Source organism: Acidithiobacillus sp. HP-11 (genome assembly GCF_015100075.1).
Taxonomy (GTDB): Bacteria; Pseudomonadota; Gammaproteobacteria; order Acidithiobacillales; family Acidithiobacillaceae; genus Acidithiobacillus; species Acidithiobacillus thiooxidans.
Map to the genome: position 1 here is coordinate 1 of NZ_JACKYY010000013.1, position 15,106 is coordinate 15,106.

Genomic DNA, 15,106 nt, shown 5'->3' on the forward strand with positions numbered 1-15,106 from the left:
GGCCAAGGCGATAATGGATCGCCTTGGCCCACAAAATGCTGCNMAWCATCTACTTCATGCTCTCTCGCGGCACATATTACCGGGACGCCGCCACCGATTATGAAGCCTTGAGCGTACAACGTAATGCCGCACGCTGGATTAAAAAGCTGATCAAGTTCGGATTCCTGCCCGATCCGGCATAACCGCTTTCAGATCCCGTCAAATGGTCCTCACAGGCCAGGGACTTCTGTGCCCGTAATCCCATCTCTTTCACAGTAACCTGCATAATCACAGTAGATGCTTGAGCGAGCCAGTACTCCACATCCTTTCTTTCCGTCAGTGAAAGCGGGGGCTGAGTAGAAGATTACTTACCTGATTATCAAAGAGAAAATATTCATAATTTTAGGCTTATTAAATAAGAAGAAGCATAGCTTGACCCCTGATTCTAATTTGCAGCAGAGATAGAGTTAATTATAAATTTCCATCCCGCGATGGATTTCACGCGGTTATGGTCTTCCAGTGCCTCCAGACTGTCAAAGGCCCGGTTGTGAAAATACTTTTCGCGGAGATCGTCCCAGAGGTGCTCTTGGGGATTCAGCTCTGGCGAATAGGGCGGCAAAAAATAGTAAACGCAGATTCTCTGCTAACTGGAGATGGTGACTTTTGTGCCAACCAGCTCCATCCATAATCATGGGGATATTTTCATCGGGATAACGTAGGCCACCTCATTGAGGAAAATCTGCATGCATTTGCTGCTCTCTTCGGGCAACACCAGCGAATCCATACGTTCGTCCTGAGGGGGTACGGCCGCATAGGCATACGTGTATTGGTAGATCAGCATCGCTTTGACTTCGGGACGCAAGGGTTTTTTGGCCCAACAATAGCGGGTATCGCTGATCTGCCTAAAGCGCGCTTCGTCCTGGTACATGACGCGCTGAGGGCGGGCAGTCGGAAACATCGTGAAGGCTTCGGCTATGGCTTCGGGCAGTTTTTTTCCAGACTTCCCGACGTTCCTTGTCGCCTTGTGGATGATAAGTATCCGGGGCCAGCTTCTGCCAGCCATGACGGGCCAGCATGCGATAAATTGTGGACAGTGCCATAGATTTCCCCACTTTTTCCTCAATCACCGGCTTGAGCTGTGGGATCACAACGATACTGTTTCAGGCCTGTCAGGCAGTCCTGACCTCGTTGAGCAGATCGGGATGACGATCCAACAGCTTGAATAGTTTGACCAGGGCCAGCGGCGGCTTGGTTTTGCCATTTTCGTAGCGCGAGAAGGCATTGATGCCGCCGCCGAAGATTTCAGCAGCTTCACGCTGATCAAGATCGAGTTTCTTGCGCACATCCGCGATGAAGCCCGGATCGACGATGGCCGCGTTCACCTGCTTGGAGAAGGCACGCATCTCGCGCATGACGCGGTTCGATTCTGCTGCGTCCAAAACCGACTCGGCGCAGGCCGGGCAGAAGTCGCCCGTTACCGTTGCAATGACGGTGGTTTCACCTTTGTAGGTATAAGGCAGGTCGCGGGTGTCATGGATCAGTTCAGCCGCGCCGCAAACAGGACATTTCATGGTCATAGCTCCTTAAAAGACACGATCAGTACGTCATCAATGACCGTCAGCTTCAGGTACACGTCGCCCACCTGTGTGCCTGGGCGGTACACATCCTGCCATACCGTATGATCGGCATGGGTGGTCATGCTCTTGTAAAAATCCGTCGGCGTTAGTGCCATCAATACGTCCAGCATATCGGAGAAGACCAACCCCAACTCATTTGCGCCAGTACGCGCTGCATGCGTAGTGCGTACTCTGCCGGTCTTTGCCAAGGCTTTGACGACCGAAAGCTTGCAATGAGGAACTTGTTTCTCCATGAAAGAACTCTAACCAAGTTGGTTTATTTTGGCAAGTTGGTTAGCACGGGATTGCCTTCCATGGCACGCGATTATTTCTTACTGTTATCGGTGTTTGACCCAACACTACTGTCTCAAATCTGGAGCCACTATAGTTTCACTGGAATAATTCAGGCAATGATTGCGCTGAGTACACCTGCACCGCCATCTGCAAATCCTCCCAGGCCTTGCGCTTTTCCAGAGGACTGCGGAGTAAATAGGCCGGGTGGTAGGTAACAATCAATGGAATATTCTGGTAACGATGGGTTTGCCCGCGTAACTGGCCGATAGGTGTGGTGACCTGCAGCAGACTCTGGGCAGCAAAGCGCCCCAGGGCAACGATGATTCGGGGCTGGAGCAGGGCAATCTGACGCTGCAAAAAAGGCAGGCAGGACTGTACCTCTGGACCCAGAGGATCACGATTGTTGGGGGGGCGGCATTTGAGCACATTGGCAATATAGACATCCTGCTGCCGGGTCAGGCCCATGGCTTTCAGCATGTTATCCAGCAACTGCCCGCCGCGACCGACAAAAGCTTCGCCGCGCCGGTCTTCTTCGGCACCCGGTGCTTCTCCTACAAAAAGCCAGGAACCTCTGGGGTTACCGGCTCCGAAAACCGCATGCTGGCGGGTTTCGCCCAACGAACAAGCCCGACAGTTATGCACCATGATTTGCAAATCACGCCAGTCACTCGCGCTGATCTGCTGCAGTCTTTGCGGTTCGGCAGATTCGGCGGGTGCAGGCAGATCAGACAATGTCGCCGCCGCTTCCGGTTCAGCCGGGATTTTTGGCTGCAGTTCCGGGGCTACTGGCTGCGGTACGCCTGCTACTGTGGGTGGGGCACTGAGAATGCCTGCAGCTGCGCGCAAGGTACGGATACCCTCCGGGGCCTTCAGAGAGCTTGCTGTGGATTCCGGGATTTCTGCTTTGGTCTCTGCTTGCACCGGGGCAGATGCTGCTTGATTCTTTGCCAGGGGCAGAACAGGGCTCTCCCCTGGCACCGCCAAACCCAGGAGTTTCAGAAACCGCCGCTGCTCTGCATTAAAAATCTCTGACATGAGCTTATGCTAAGGGTCGGACGCTGTGCTGGCAAATACAATGGCTGGCCCATATCATGCGGGCATATTCCACTTCATGATGATAATCAGTATGATAATAAAACCAGCGGCATAAAATCATCCTCTAATCGCTGGACCACTCATTTTGCAAGGGAGCGTTATTATGGAAACAAGCAGTCTGGTAACCAGCAGCAACAAGGAAGATCGCAACATCATGGCATTAATCCAGGCCGGGGGTATTTTATTCGGTTTTTTACCGGCGCTGATTGTGTACCTGATCAAGAAGGATGGCGACAATCAATGGCTCATCACCGAGAGCAAAGAAGCCCTGAATTTTCAGATCACCATTCTCCTCGCATATATTGTCGCCAGCGTGCTCAGCGCCTTACTCATCGGGATTTTCATTTTTCCCCTGGTTTTTCTCTTCAATCTGGTTTTTTGCATTATCGCTGCCCTGAAATCGAGTAGAGGTGAAGGCTACCGTTATCCCCTGACCCTGCGTCTGCTGAGCTAAACCAACATCCTTCCGCAATGACGGCTTGCGCCGCCAGAGCCCGCCCCGTACCCTATCTTCCTTCTGAATGAAAACACATGGGAGATTGGGGCTATGTCTATTCTGCGGCTGGAAGCGGGGCAGGTGGAGTGGGGAGGCCGCGCCTTACTGGACCATGCGGATCTGAATCTTGAAGCCGGTGAACGCATTGGTCTGATTGGCCGTAATGGCGAAGGTAAATCGACCCTGCTGCAAGCACTTGCCGGTCATTGCAGGCTGGATGCCGGAAATCTTTGGGTAGCGCCGGGACTTAGCCGTAGTTATCTGGCCCAGGAGCCCGAACTGGCCGCAGATCACGATCTGCTCACCGCTATCAAATCCGGACACCCCGCCTGGCGGCAGCTGCAAAATGCCGAGGCGGGAGACGCGCAGGCCCATGCCCTGGCGGACCATCATGATGCCTGGCAAATCGACTATAAAGCGGAAGCCCTGCGCGATAGCCTGGGCCTGCCAGCGGAAGGTGTGGTTTCTGCTTTGTCCGGCGGGCAGCGCAAGCGCGTAGCCATTGCTGCTGCACTGGTTTCCGAACCGGATATTCTGTTTTTTGACGAGCCCACCAACCACCTTGATTTACCGGCCATTCTTGCCCTAGAACAGTCCCTGCTGCGCTATCGCGGCACCCTGGTATTCATCACCCATGACCGGCGCTTTCTGGACCGCCTGGCTACCCGTATTGTCGAACTGGATCGCGGCATTTTACGCAGCTTTCCGGGCAGCTTTGCCGAATATCAGGCACGCAAAGCGGAAGTACTGGCGGCCGAGGCTGCGGCAGATAATCGTCTGGAAGGGCAACTCGCCGAGGAAGAAGCCTGGTTGCGTCAGGGGGTAAAGGCGCGCGCCAAACGCAACCAGGGCCGGTTGCGTCGTCTGGAAAGCCTGCGCGAGGAGCGCGCCAGCCGTCGTCAGCAGCAGGGGCAGGCGAGCCTGCAGATCAGCACGGCGGAACGCTCCGGGGCCTTGATTGCGGAACTGGATCAGGTGTCCTTCCACTATGAAGAGCGCCCCATCATCCGGAATTTTTCAACACGCATTGAGCGGGGCGACCGGGTCGGTATTATCGGCCCCAACGGAGCCGGTAAAACCACTTTGCTGCGCCTGATTCTCGGTGAACTGGAAGCCCAGCAAGGCCAGATCCGGCGCGGTACCAAACAGGAAGTCGCCTATTTTGATCAGATGCGGGCGACGCTTGATCCGGAAAGCCGGGTAGTGGATGCCATTGCAGATGGTAACGATTTCATTGAGATCAATGGGGAGCGGCGCCACGTTCTGGGATATTTGCAGGACTTCCTGTTCCCGCCCAGTCGCGCCCGGGGACTGATCAAGGCGCTGTCGGGCGGCGAACGGGCGCGCCTGCTACTGGCCCGCTTGTTTGCCCGCCCCGCCAATATTCTGGTGCTCGACGAACCGACCAATGACCTGGATCTGGAAACCCTTGAAGTGCTGGAAGAGCGTCTCCAGAATTATACGGGCACCCTGTTTCTGGTTTCTCATGACCGGGACTTTCTTGACAACGTAGTCACCCAGGTCATTGCCTTCGGTGAAAACGGCCAGCTTACCCAGAATGCCGGCGGCTATGAAGACTGGTTACGCTGGCAGACAGAAATCCAGCGAGCTGCCAGCAAGAATGCCGAAAGCTCTACGGGCAAAACATCCGGCAAGCGGGAAAACAGCAAAAAAACTACGCTCAGTTACAAGGAAAGTCAGGAGTTGGTTGCTTTACCTGCCCAAATAGAAGCTATGGAGCAGGAACAGGAAAACGTGGCAGCGACTCTGGCTTTACCGGGAACCTACCAGAACCCGGAAAAACTGAAAGCGCTCCAACTGCAGTCAGAGCAACTCGCAAAAAAGTTGCAGCAGACTTATTCACGCTGGGAGCACCTGGAAGCCAAAGCCGCTGCCAGCAGCAACGCTTAACCCTAAAACGGCAGTTGCCGTGGGTGCTTTGCAGCGACTTTTGTTTCGAGCCGTTGTTGTTCTTGGCGAAGTCCTGCGCCCGTCAGGAGAGCTGTTTGAGCCCGTAGGGCGAGTTCTCTCCTGACAGCAGGATGAGCCTTAGAACAACAGGCAAGGAACAATGGAGCAAAAAGCATCCACGGCAACTGCCGTTTTCAGGTTAACTGGAAATGATTTCATTTGCGCAGAAAAAAGTGCAGGACGATTCCATCCACGACAGCCGGGATCAGGGTAGCAATCACCCCGACGGTCATACTGATCCAGGGGCCGGGGGGATTCAGGGGGTCCGGCAAAATACCGGGCCAGTGCCAGGGAAGACCCATCAATGTGTAAGCCAACATCAATCCGGGAATCAATAAAAGACCATCCAGTGCCAGCAACAACAAAACTGCCAGAAGCACCAGAACAACGGCGATAGCGCCTTGCAGCAGGGCCTTCAGAGCCGCAGTCATGGGGTCTGCTTTAACCACGGTACACCCAGAGTTTGATGTCCTGACGCGGGATAGTCACCACCTTGCCCTGCCGAAAGTAGAGGGTCGCATCAGACCAGAAAGCCGGATTGGTAAAACGCGGGGTTACCCGATAGGCGCCCGGCCAATCCGGTGCGGCTACGGCTCGGTGTCCGGCCACAATAATATTTCGGGCACCGGCGGCATTCACATAAATATGGGCTACCGGGATGCGCGAAACAGCGGCCAAGGCGAGAACACCCAGCAACAAGCCTGCAATACCCAGCGCCAAAATGCTGGCGACCCATTTATCGGTTCGACTCAATTTCCGCCTCCTTCTGCCCAGATTTCCGCCTGGGTAGCAGTAATGCCTTTATTCTTGGAAGCACAAGCCTTGCCACCACACCAGCGTGGAGAAATATTCAATTCTTGCAGCGCATGGCGCATGGTAACCCGAAACACCGGTGCCGATTCAACGCCGCCGAAGTTCCAGTACCGCGTGCTGCCGCGCATGGTCACGGCCATGACCAGTTTTGGAGCAAAGCCGGGGGCAAATCCCACGAAGGTCGCATTGGTCTTGTTTTTTTGAAACCCGTCCTTACCATTGGCCATATTGGCGGTTCCGGTTTTGCCAGCCACCGCATAACCAGAAATGGCAGCCAAAATGCCGGTCCCGTTGGCTGCACACACACCCTCAAGCCAGTGGCGCAAATGTGCGGCAATATTTGCCGGCATGATGCGCTGTTTTTGCACCGGCTGGCCCGCTATCAGGGTCGGTGCCACATGATAACCACCGTTGGCAATGGCGGCATAACCTTCGGCGAGCTGCAGGGTCGTCACCGAAACGCCATAACCCAGCGCAATGGTGGCATGGCGGGCTTTATCCCAGGTCTGAGGCTGTGGCAGGACGCCGCCAGTAGCGCCGGCAAAGCCCAGATCCGGTTCCTTCCCGAAACCCGCAGCCCGATACATGTCATAAATGGCTTGGGCAGGCGTCCGCAGCGCAATTTTAGCCGCCCCGATGTCACTGGAATATTTAAGAATATGTGCCACATTCAATTCATGATGCACCACATCATCACGAATACAAAACCCACCGACCGGCAAACAGTGCGAAACATTAAAGCTTTGGTCCGGCTGGATACTGCCGGTTTTCAGTGCTGCCGCCACCATAAAGGGTTTCATCACAGAACCCGGTTCAAAAGCCTGATGCACGGCGTTGTTGACGTAATCGGCAGGATTGCCGCAACCACTTCGGGAGTTGGGGTTGCAGGAGGGTACGCTGGCCATGGCTAGAATCTGTCCATTTTCGACGTTCATGACCACTGCAGAGCCTTCTGTTGCCCCAAAGTGCTTCTGGGCAGCCAGCAGGGTCATGTATGCCCAGTACTGAATCTGGGGATTAATGGTCAAATGCAGATCATGACCGGGTATGGGTGCATGACGGGCACCCAGCACCCGCAGTACTTCACCTTGCCCGTCCACCAATACTTTTTCCGTGCCGGAATGGCCCGCCAGCCATTGGTCATAGCCCCTTTCCAGACCGGCAGCACCATGGTGATCCAGATGTACCAAGCCCAGCAGAGGCGTAGTTACAGCGCCTAGTGGATAGTAAGTGCGACTGGTTGCCTGCACGTAAATTCCCGGTACATGGAGGGCGTTCAAAGCCTTGCCCATCTGCGGCTCGCCCTGACGCAAAATATAGGCAAACCCGGAACCACCGGATTGCACACGTTCCGCTAACACCTGTGGGCTTAAATTCAAGGCAGCAGCGACCTTATCCCAATCCTTCCGGTATTGATTAAAAATTCGCGGGTCTGTCCAGATGGTGACAGCGGGGACATTGACTGCCAGTGCCGTACCATTACCGGCATAAATCACGCCGCGATCAGCAGGAAGAGGACGATCCTGCATATAACGCATGCGCCCCTGATCACGCAGGGTGTGATCCTGCCACCATTGCAAATCCGTGTCCCGGGTCAGCACAACGACAAAACCGACGAGGATGATCGCCAGAATGAGCACAGCCCGCCAACGGGGCAAAATGCGATTCGACTTTGGGCGTTCTGCAGTCATCTATCCCCGGAATGCAGTTCGGCCTGACGATGAATGGACTGCAACCACGAAACGGCAGGCTCATAAGCCGGGTTTTCATGCAAAAGACGCAGCAGGGTTTTTTCCGCATCCGTTTTTTCATCTGCACGCCATTGCATCAGCGCAATATCCAGCAAAAGTTCCGAACGGGGATAAGGGAAAAGCGGTCGCGCTAATCCTGCCCGCAAAAAGGTCAAACCGCCTTTTACATCGCCCTGATCGGCATAAGCCAGTTGGGCAATCTGGTTACGGAGACTGATGCTTTCAGGATCAATAGCCAGGCCTCGACGCCAGGCCAGCAGCGTCTGGCGTTGTCTTTGTGTGGCATCCAGACCCAGTAATTTCCCCTGAGTAAGATAGAGTGTTCCAATAGAATTGAGCACGCCGGATTGTTGGGGAATTCCTATCAGGCTTTGTTGATATTGATGCAATGCCGCCTGGACCAAAGAACGACGACTTGCGCTGTTCATCCGGGTATCGCGTTCCGCCAATGTCAGATAAGTATTGGCAAGGTAAACGTGGGGTTGGGTTGCCAAGGGACGCAATGAAGTCAACGTGTCTGCGACCTTCAACAGTAACGTAGCGCGTTGCCGGGGATTTTTGATAACAGAATTCAGCCAGGTATTATCACTGAGAAAAGCATAAGTCGCCGCATCTGCCAGTAAATTCCAGGAGGCGACGACTATGCCCAGTAACAAAACAATCTGTGCTATGAACCCATGATTGATGCCAATTTTTGGCAGCAAGGGTTGGGTATTTTCGGAAGTGCCATAAATCCGCCAGGCACGCGCCATGAAAAGCCCTGCCAGTACACTCAGAGGCAGATTATAAAAAATGAAATTCCCCAAAGCGTGACCGGTGATGGCAAACACACCCAACACCAAGCCGAGCGCTGTCAGACGCTGTTCATCACTAATCTGCAGGGCTTTCCCCGCCCGATATAAAAGACGATACATGGCGTACATCAAAATCCCGGCAAAACTCAGCAGGAAGCCCAGATTGATCAGTCCACCCTCGGCCAGATACTCCAGATAATCGTTGTGTGCATAAGTACCTGCTGATGCCAGTTCGCCTGGCAGCCGGTAAGCCGGATAATTCAAAAAGTAGCTGCCGATCCCAGTACCCAACCAGGGATGACTGAGATACATATGCCAGGTCGCAATCCACATTAGCTTGCGCGATACCGTAGTAATATTGCTGGTAATGTATCCGGGGGAAAGGTGCCCGATCAGATCATAACCATGCGCGTAGTCCATCAGTAAAAAGGCTATGATGACTAAAGCCGCAACGACAAGAAAACGCGACCGTGCTGCAGGCTGACGCCATAATCCCCAGACCGCAAAAGGCATGGTGCAGACCCAGGCCAGAAGCCCTCCCCGACTGCTGGTCGAGAAAAATGCCAGGAGCAATACCGCCAAGGTCAAAAGATAGAAAAAAGCCTCCAGATGAACACCACCGCGCAGAAAGGACACCTGGCGTCGGCCATCTTTGACAAAATACAAGGCAAGAACAGGGAAAAAAAGCAAATTCAGCCAGGCTGCAAAACTGTTAGTATCCAGCAAGGGGCCAAAAGGCCGTAAATTGGCCAGAATAATATTGGTGGCCATCCCCTGATAATATTGCCAGAGTGCCATGGCACTCAAAATCCAGGCGCTGATTAAAATCCCGCGCCAGAACCAGACCCAGAATTGTTCAGCCACTGGCTCCGGGATCATGATGGCTACCAGAAAGGTCAACGGCAGCGCACCCAGCACCCAAAAGTAAAACCAGCTGCTGTAGGGAGATCCGCTCCAGAACAAGGTCAAACCAAACCAGACAAACCATAACAACATGAATATGGGCAGAAAACCGCGTGGCCAGATCAAGCCGGCGCGCAGGCATGGCCACCAGACGATAGCCCCCCAGATCATCAAAACAATACTTCCAGCAGCGAGCAACGGAATCAGCTGACCGTTGTAATACCAGGAAAGGCCGTAAATCACCAAGGCCAAAACGGCGTATAAACCCGCCCGGAATGAAACCACTTGCCCGGAGGTTTTCGTCCCCGAGGAATAACTGCTGATAGTCAATCCGGATCTCCCCCATGTAGGGTACAACGATAATGGCCTTTAGCACTTATCATGGCGGAGTGGACGGATATATGGCGTCCGCAAACGGAGCAGCGAACCAGGGACTCCACTTCAGGATGTTTTTTGGGTATTCGCTGTTTTTGTCGCCAGAAATAAAACAACAGACCCAGAAACCCTGCCAGTAACAACCATTTAAACATCCACAAAATCCCTGCCTGCTTCGAGCCGCAATTTTTTGGAACGCCATAAAAACACCAAAAAGGCCCGACGAAGCGGGCCTTTTCCACAATTTGGTCGGGGCGAGAGGATTCGAACCTCCGACATCCGCCTCCCGAAGGCGGCGCTCTACCAGGCTGAGCCACGCCCCGATGCTACTACCTAAAAGTCACGCTGCACCGCGAACCCGGCCAGAAATGTCAAAGCTGACTTTTCCGGACCATCGGGAAAGCTGGATAAACAAGCAATGGCTTGTTCAGCCTTTTCTGCCGCGACGCGCAAAGTGTAATCAATAGCTTCTGTTCTGGCAATGATTTCCCAGACCGCTGCAAAATCGGCCGGGTTTTCGCCATCCAAAGCCGCACGTAAAATGGCCTGCTCAGACGGAGTAGCATGCTGCATGGCGTGAATGTAGGGTAAGGTCGCCTTGCCATCAGCCAGATCATCTCCCCGGTTTTTACCCATTTTTTCGGCAGAGGTGGAATAATCCAGGGCATCATCCATCAACTGAAAAGCAATCCCGAGTAACGAACCGTATTTTGCCAGTGCTGTTTCGGCCTGCTGATCCAGATGGTTGATCAAGGCACCAATACGCATGGCAGCCTCAAACAATTTGGCGGTTTTGGCTTCAATGACCGAAAAATAAGACGCTACACTCAAATCCGGGTCGTGCGCGTTTTCCAGTTGTGCTACTTCTCCCTGGGCAATGACACTGGTTGCCTCGGCCATGGTCGCCAAAATACGCATATCCCCGTCTGCCACCATCATTTCAAAAGAGCGGGCATAGAGAAAATCACCCACCAAAACCGCCGCCGCATTGCCCCACAGCTGATTGGCAGTGGCATTATTGCGGCGCAACTCAGATCCATCCACCACGTCATCATGCAAGAGCGTCGCCGTATGAATAAATTCCACCACTGCCGCCAGAGGAATTGGTCGCGCGCTGTGTTCTCCACCCATGCGCGCGGCCAGGAGCAGGACGATAGGACGCAGTCGTTTTCCACCAGCGTTAATCAAATAGGTGCCCATCGCGGGGATGGTCGGCACTCCGGAACGCAGTTGCTCCTGAATCACCTGATTTACAGCCAACATATCCGACCGCACCAGTTGGTTAACCGACTCCAGATCCATACCTTGCTGCTCCCTGTTTATTGGCATCGGCACCACTTTACACCAGAAAGTGCCAAGCTTGCGGCCGCAGGGGATTGTGGTGAGGGCGACAATGGCTTGTCAAGCACGATTCCTGCCCAACGGCTCAGGCATCCGGGAGAGACTTGGGAATTTCCAGCTGTCGGGAACGGGCCAGCTGTCGCAATTCTTCAGGATCACCCTCCCACTCTGCCAGCACATCCCATAAGGGGTGCGGTCCAAGATCCTGACCCGCCCGCAACATCCGTTCTCGCAGCGTTTTCCCGCCACTACCTACCGTCAGGAAGAGCAAAATCAAAGCGTTGATGTATTCCTCAAGAAGATGCTGCTGGTGGGTAATACGCAGTAACTCGGCATAGAGCGGCAAACGCAGTGGCTCATGGGCAATCGCTCGCCACAATATGGCCATGCCATAATGCGGGTCACGATTGCGGGCAACCAGCGCAAGGGCCATTTCTGCGGTCATCGCGGCCTCACCGCCTTGTTCCTGCGGCATGGGAACAGTCATTCCCACCTTTTCGGCCAGCACCAGAAGTTCGAGATTGCCGGGATCCTGCTGCAAGCCGTGTTCCACCCGCTCCCGCCACCAGGTTTCATCCATGGGAACCTTGGCAGATTTTTCGCCCAGACTTTCCAGCAAATCCGCATAACTGTCCATATTAGCCATGGCAATATAGGTGTCCAGTAGCTGATTAATCACCCGGGTTTCATGAGGATTCAGATCGACATACCAACGTAATACCGTTGCCGCCTGCGCATGATGCCCGTATTCCAGATAAATATTCGCCTCATTGAGTAAGTCATCGATGCTGAGCGCTTCCTGCGTGGTCGCTGTCACTTTTTCAGCTTCAGGAATGGCTGTGACTTCACGCGGGGGAGCGGGAACAGTCTTGACTGGTAGAGCAGAGGCATCCCTGGAAAGATCTGGCGAAGCCGTCGCAGCGCGATTCTGCAAACGTCGCCGCCGGGCGCGCAAGCGAATAAACACTTCTACCAACAATAGCAGTACAACAACCACTTCCAGGAATATCATCAAGCCTTGCATAAACACCTCAACCCCACGACCGTGCTTTCAAACATGCTCTTACCCCGCATGTTCCAGTGCAATTAGTCTAAGGGCCAGAATTTGCAAGAATATTTTTAGTGATCTTCAATACCCAGTTCTTTCAGCTTGCGGGTCAGGGTATTACGTCCCCAACCCAATTTCTGGGCGGCATCCTGCTTGTGACCACGGGTATGCTGGAGTGCTGCTTCCAGCATACAACGCTCAAACTGGGGCTGAATTTTATCGAGCAGGGATTCTTCTCCGCTGGCCAGGCGTTGGCGCACCAGTGTCCCCAGTTGCAGCCGCCAATCCTGGAGGATCGGTGCCTCTGTCAGTTCCGCTAGCGGCGCCGCTACGCTCATCTCCGGAGGCAAATCAGTGATCTGCACCTCACTGGTAGGAGCCATGACCGTAACCCAGCGACAAACATTCTCAAGTTGCCGGACATTGCCCGGCCAGTGCCATTCGGTGAAAGCCATTTCGGCAGCCGGGCTCAGCAGCTTGCGCTCGACATCCAGCTGATCTGCACTGCGGCGCAGGAAATGCCGCGCCAGCCTCGGAATATCTTCGCGGCGCTCGCGCAGCGGCGGCAAGTGAATATGGATGACATTCAGACGATGGTAGAGATCTTCGCGAAAACTGCCGTCGCGGACCTTGGCTTCCAGATTCTGGTGGGTGGCTGCAAGCACCCGCACATCAGCACGCAAAGGGGCATGCCCCCCCACCCGGTAAAAAGTACCATCCGAGAGTACCCGCAGCAGGCGGGTTTGCAAAGCAGCCGGCATATCTCCTATTTCATCCAGAAACAGGGTACCCCCGGAGGCTTGCTCAAAACGCCCCTGGCGGGTTTGTACCGCTCCGGTAAATGCGCCCTTTTCATGCCCGAACAGTTCGGATTCCAGCAGTTCGGCGGGAATAGCGGCGGTATTGATCGCAATAAAAGGCCCTCTGGCCCGTGGACTGTGACGATGCAGGGCGCTGGCCACCAGCTCTTTGCCTGCTCCTGACTCACCGGTAATGAGCACATTGATCTGTGATCGGGACAAGCGTCCGATCGCTCGAAACACCTCCTGCATTGCTGGCGCTTCACCAATCATTTCCGCCGGGTCCACATCCTCCGTCTGGCTACTGGCTGTCGGTTCTTCCTGACTGCCCAAAGCGCGGCGAACCAGATTGATGGCCTCGTCCATATCAAAGGGTTTGGGTAAATACTCAAAAGCCCCACTTTGGAAAGCCGAAACGGCATTATCGAGGTCCGAATGGGCCGTCATGACAATAACCGGGAGCCTGGGCCAACGCGCCTGCACTTCCCTCAGAAAAGCCAGACCGTCCAGACCGGGCATGCGTAAGTCCGTGACAATGGCATTGGGTTGATCACGGCCCAACGCCCGCAAGGCACTGTCAGCATCGGCAAAACTCCGGGAAGGAATTTCCGCCTGAGCCAGAGCTTTTTCCAGTACCCAGCGAATAGAGGGATCATCGTCAATAATCCAGACCTGTTTCATTGCGGCTCCTCACGATGTTGGCCAAGGGGCAGGGAGACCGAAAAAATGGTTTCCCCCGGTCGGGAATGACAGTGCACGACGCCACCATGTCCGCGCACCAGACCCTGGGCAATAGCCAGCCCCATCCCCATGCCTGCCGCACGACTGGTCACCAGGGGCAGAAAAATGCGGGGCAAAAGATCCTCAGCAATCCCTGGACCGCTATCGACAATATCTACCCGCAGGGCGAGGCGAAATTTCTGGTGGAGCAAGGTGACATAGCGATCCACCCGGGTCCGAATCAGGATGGTGCCATGGCGATCCAGCGCCTGCTGGGCATTACGCAGCAAATTGAGGAAAACCTGTACCAGCTGCTCCTGATCCGCGTAAACTTCCGGAATGGAAAGGTCATAATCGAAACGCAACGCAATACCTGTGGGCAGCTCAGTCTGGAGGAGACGTCGCACATGCTCCAGCACCTGATGAATATTTACGCTAGCAAAAATCGGGCGACTGCGTGGTCCCTGTAAACGATCCACCAGATGATGCAGACGGTCAACTTCATGGAGTATGACCCGGGTATAATCTTTCAATTCAGGACGTTGCAATTCTCTCTCAAGAAGTTGGGTGGCGCCGCGCAATCCCCCCAGAGGATTTTTGATTTCATGAGCCAGGCCGCGCAACATTTCCTGAGCTGCTCCGTAAATCCGATCCTGCATTTCTTCTTCTGCATGCCGTGCGGGTAGCTCCATCGGTCGCATTTCGATAATCAAATGACCATCGGCCAAAGGCGTCACCACCAGATCCACCACCGCATGGCTGCCATCATGGAGCTGCAATGGCAAGGCGCGACGCAGTATGGTCCCATTCAAATCGGTGGCATCGGCAAACAGCGCCGCAAAACGATCTTCTCCGACAATACTGCATAAGGCTGCAACGGTTTGGCCGCGTGCCTGATGCTGACTGATGCGCAGGAGATTTTCTGCCGCCGGATTCATGAAACGCAGCTTGTGTTGGGCGTCCAGAGTCATTACCGCTGACTCCAGGGCATCCAGTACCGCGTTTTCCGTCAATGCTGTTTTTGTGATTTTGCGCTGCACCATGCAAGCTCCAAGTGGGTAACCGCCTCTGGAGGCGCCTTCATAAATTTAACCAAGCAAAAAGCACACC

General features: G+C 54.3%; 16 protein-coding genes, 1 tRNA gene and 3 pseudogenes. 5 read left to right on the forward strand and 15 right to left on the reverse strand.

Annotated features, from left to right (window positions below; genetic code table 11):
* Positions 1-17: 17 nt before the first annotated feature.
* Positions 18-182, forward strand: a pseudogene (locus tag H7F08_RS05585) (IS110 family transposase); the annotation flags it as partial.
* A gap of 242 nt (positions 183-424) precedes the next feature.
* Here H7F08_RS05585 and H7F08_RS15835 read toward each other — a convergent pair.
* The 6 genes from H7F08_RS15835 to H7F08_RS05615 form a co-directional block, all read right to left on the reverse strand.
* Positions 425-598: a transposase gene (locus H7F08_RS15835; RefSeq protein ID WP_193640055.1), complete on the reverse strand. Its 174-nt coding sequence runs from the start codon at positions 596-598 to the stop codon at positions 425-427.
* A 69-nt stretch (positions 599-667) separates the two neighbouring features.
* Positions 668-937, reverse strand: coding sequence for a transposase (locus tag H7F08_RS05595; protein ID WP_142087859.1), 270 nt, complete (start codon positions 935-937; stop codon positions 668-670).
* Positions 882-1,079 carry a winged helix-turn-helix domain-containing protein gene (locus tag H7F08_RS15415; RefSeq protein ID WP_226831350.1) on the reverse strand — a complete coding sequence of 66 codons (198 nt, stop codon included), beginning with the start codon at positions 1,077-1,079 and terminating at the stop codon, positions 882-884. Before H7F08_RS15415 ends, H7F08_RS05595 begins: the two co-directional genes overlap by 56 nt.
* 69 nt (positions 1,080-1,148) lie before the next feature.
* Complete coding sequence (locus tag H7F08_RS05605; RefSeq protein WP_010639323.1) at positions 1,149-1,550, reverse strand: type II toxin-antitoxin system MqsA family antitoxin; 402 nt, start codon at positions 1,548-1,550, stop codon at positions 1,149-1,151.
* A 2-nt stretch (positions 1,551-1,552) separates the two neighbouring features.
* A complete protein-coding gene (locus tag H7F08_RS05610; protein WP_010639321.1) occupies positions 1,553-1,849 on the reverse strand; it encodes a type II toxin-antitoxin system MqsR family toxin in 297 nt (98 codons plus the stop codon).
* Between the two features lie 136 nt (positions 1,850-1,985).
* Positions 1,986-2,924, reverse strand: coding sequence for a uracil-DNA glycosylase (locus H7F08_RS05615; RefSeq protein WP_031571606.1), 939 nt, complete (start codon positions 2,922-2,924; stop codon positions 1,986-1,988).
* A gap of 163 nt (positions 2,925-3,087) precedes the next feature.
* Here H7F08_RS05615 and H7F08_RS05620 point away from each other — a divergent pair, with 163 nt between their 5' ends.
* The 4 genes and pseudogenes from H7F08_RS05620 to H7F08_RS15850 all read left to right on the forward strand — a co-directional run bounded on the left by H7F08_RS05620 (position 3,088) and on the right by H7F08_RS15850 (position 5,391).
* Positions 3,088-3,438: a DUF4870 domain-containing protein gene (locus H7F08_RS05620; RefSeq protein ID WP_031571608.1), complete on the forward strand. Its 351-nt coding sequence runs from the start codon at positions 3,088-3,090 to the stop codon at positions 3,436-3,438.
* 93 nt (positions 3,439-3,531) lie between these two features.
* A pseudogene (locus H7F08_RS15840) lies at positions 3,532-4,368 on the forward strand (ATP-binding cassette domain-containing protein); the annotation flags it as partial.
* 33 nt (positions 4,369-4,401) lie between these two features.
* Positions 4,402-4,878, forward strand: a pseudogene (locus H7F08_RS15845) (ATP-binding cassette domain-containing protein); the annotation flags it as partial.
* A 36-nt stretch (positions 4,879-4,914) separates the two neighbouring features.
* A complete protein-coding gene (locus tag H7F08_RS15850; protein ID WP_413541255.1) occupies positions 4,915-5,391 on the forward strand; it encodes a hypothetical protein in 477 nt (158 codons plus the stop codon).
* 215 nt (positions 5,392-5,606) lie between these two features.
* Here the strand turns inward: H7F08_RS15850 and H7F08_RS05630 are convergent, their stop codons facing one another.
* The 9 genes from H7F08_RS05630 to glnL all read right to left on the reverse strand — a co-directional run bounded on the left by H7F08_RS05630 (position 5,607) and on the right by glnL (position 15,039).
* Positions 5,607-5,882: a hypothetical protein gene (locus H7F08_RS05630; protein WP_031571614.1), complete on the reverse strand. Its 276-nt coding sequence runs from the start codon at positions 5,880-5,882 to the stop codon at positions 5,607-5,609.
* 10 nt (positions 5,883-5,892) lie between these two features.
* Positions 5,893-6,204, reverse strand: a complete 312-nt coding sequence (locus H7F08_RS05635) for a hypothetical protein (RefSeq protein WP_075323353.1) — start codon at positions 6,202-6,204, stop codon at positions 5,893-5,895.
* Positions 6,201-7,955 carry a peptidoglycan D,D-transpeptidase FtsI family protein gene (locus tag H7F08_RS05640; RefSeq protein WP_193640056.1) on the reverse strand — a complete coding sequence of 585 codons (1,755 nt, stop codon included), beginning with the start codon at positions 7,953-7,955 and terminating at the stop codon, positions 6,201-6,203. Before H7F08_RS05640 ends, H7F08_RS05635 begins: the two co-directional genes overlap by 4 nt.
* Positions 7,952-10,042: an O-antigen ligase family protein gene (locus H7F08_RS05645; RefSeq protein WP_193640057.1), complete on the reverse strand. Its 2,091-nt coding sequence runs from the start codon at positions 10,040-10,042 to the stop codon at positions 7,952-7,954. The genes H7F08_RS05640 and H7F08_RS05645 overlap by 4 nt, the downstream gene beginning before the upstream one ends.
* Positions 10,043-10,333: 291 nt before the next feature.
* Positions 10,334-10,410: transfer RNA gene (locus H7F08_RS05650), tRNA-Pro, on the reverse strand.
* Between the two features lie 10 nt (positions 10,411-10,420).
* A complete protein-coding gene (locus tag H7F08_RS05655; protein ID WP_010639305.1) occupies positions 10,421-11,389 on the reverse strand; it encodes a polyprenyl synthetase family protein in 969 nt (322 codons plus the stop codon).
* Between the two features lie 124 nt (positions 11,390-11,513).
* On the reverse strand, positions 11,514-12,452 hold the full coding sequence (locus H7F08_RS05660; RefSeq protein ID WP_193640058.1) for a hypothetical protein: 939 nt from the start codon (positions 12,450-12,452) through the stop codon (positions 11,514-11,516).
* Between the two features lie 95 nt (positions 12,453-12,547).
* The gene (ntrC, locus tag H7F08_RS05665) at positions 12,548-13,957 is read right to left on the reverse strand and encodes a nitrogen regulation protein NR(I) (protein ID WP_193640059.1); all 1,410 of its coding nucleotides are present in this window, start codon (positions 13,955-13,957) and stop codon (positions 12,548-12,550) included.
* On the reverse strand, positions 13,954-15,039 hold the full coding sequence (gene glnL / locus H7F08_RS05670) for a nitrogen regulation protein NR(II) (protein ID WP_193640060.1): 1,086 nt from the start codon (positions 15,037-15,039) through the stop codon (positions 13,954-13,956). Before glnL ends, ntrC begins: the two co-directional genes overlap by 4 nt.
* Positions 15,040-15,106 lie beyond the last annotated feature (67 nt).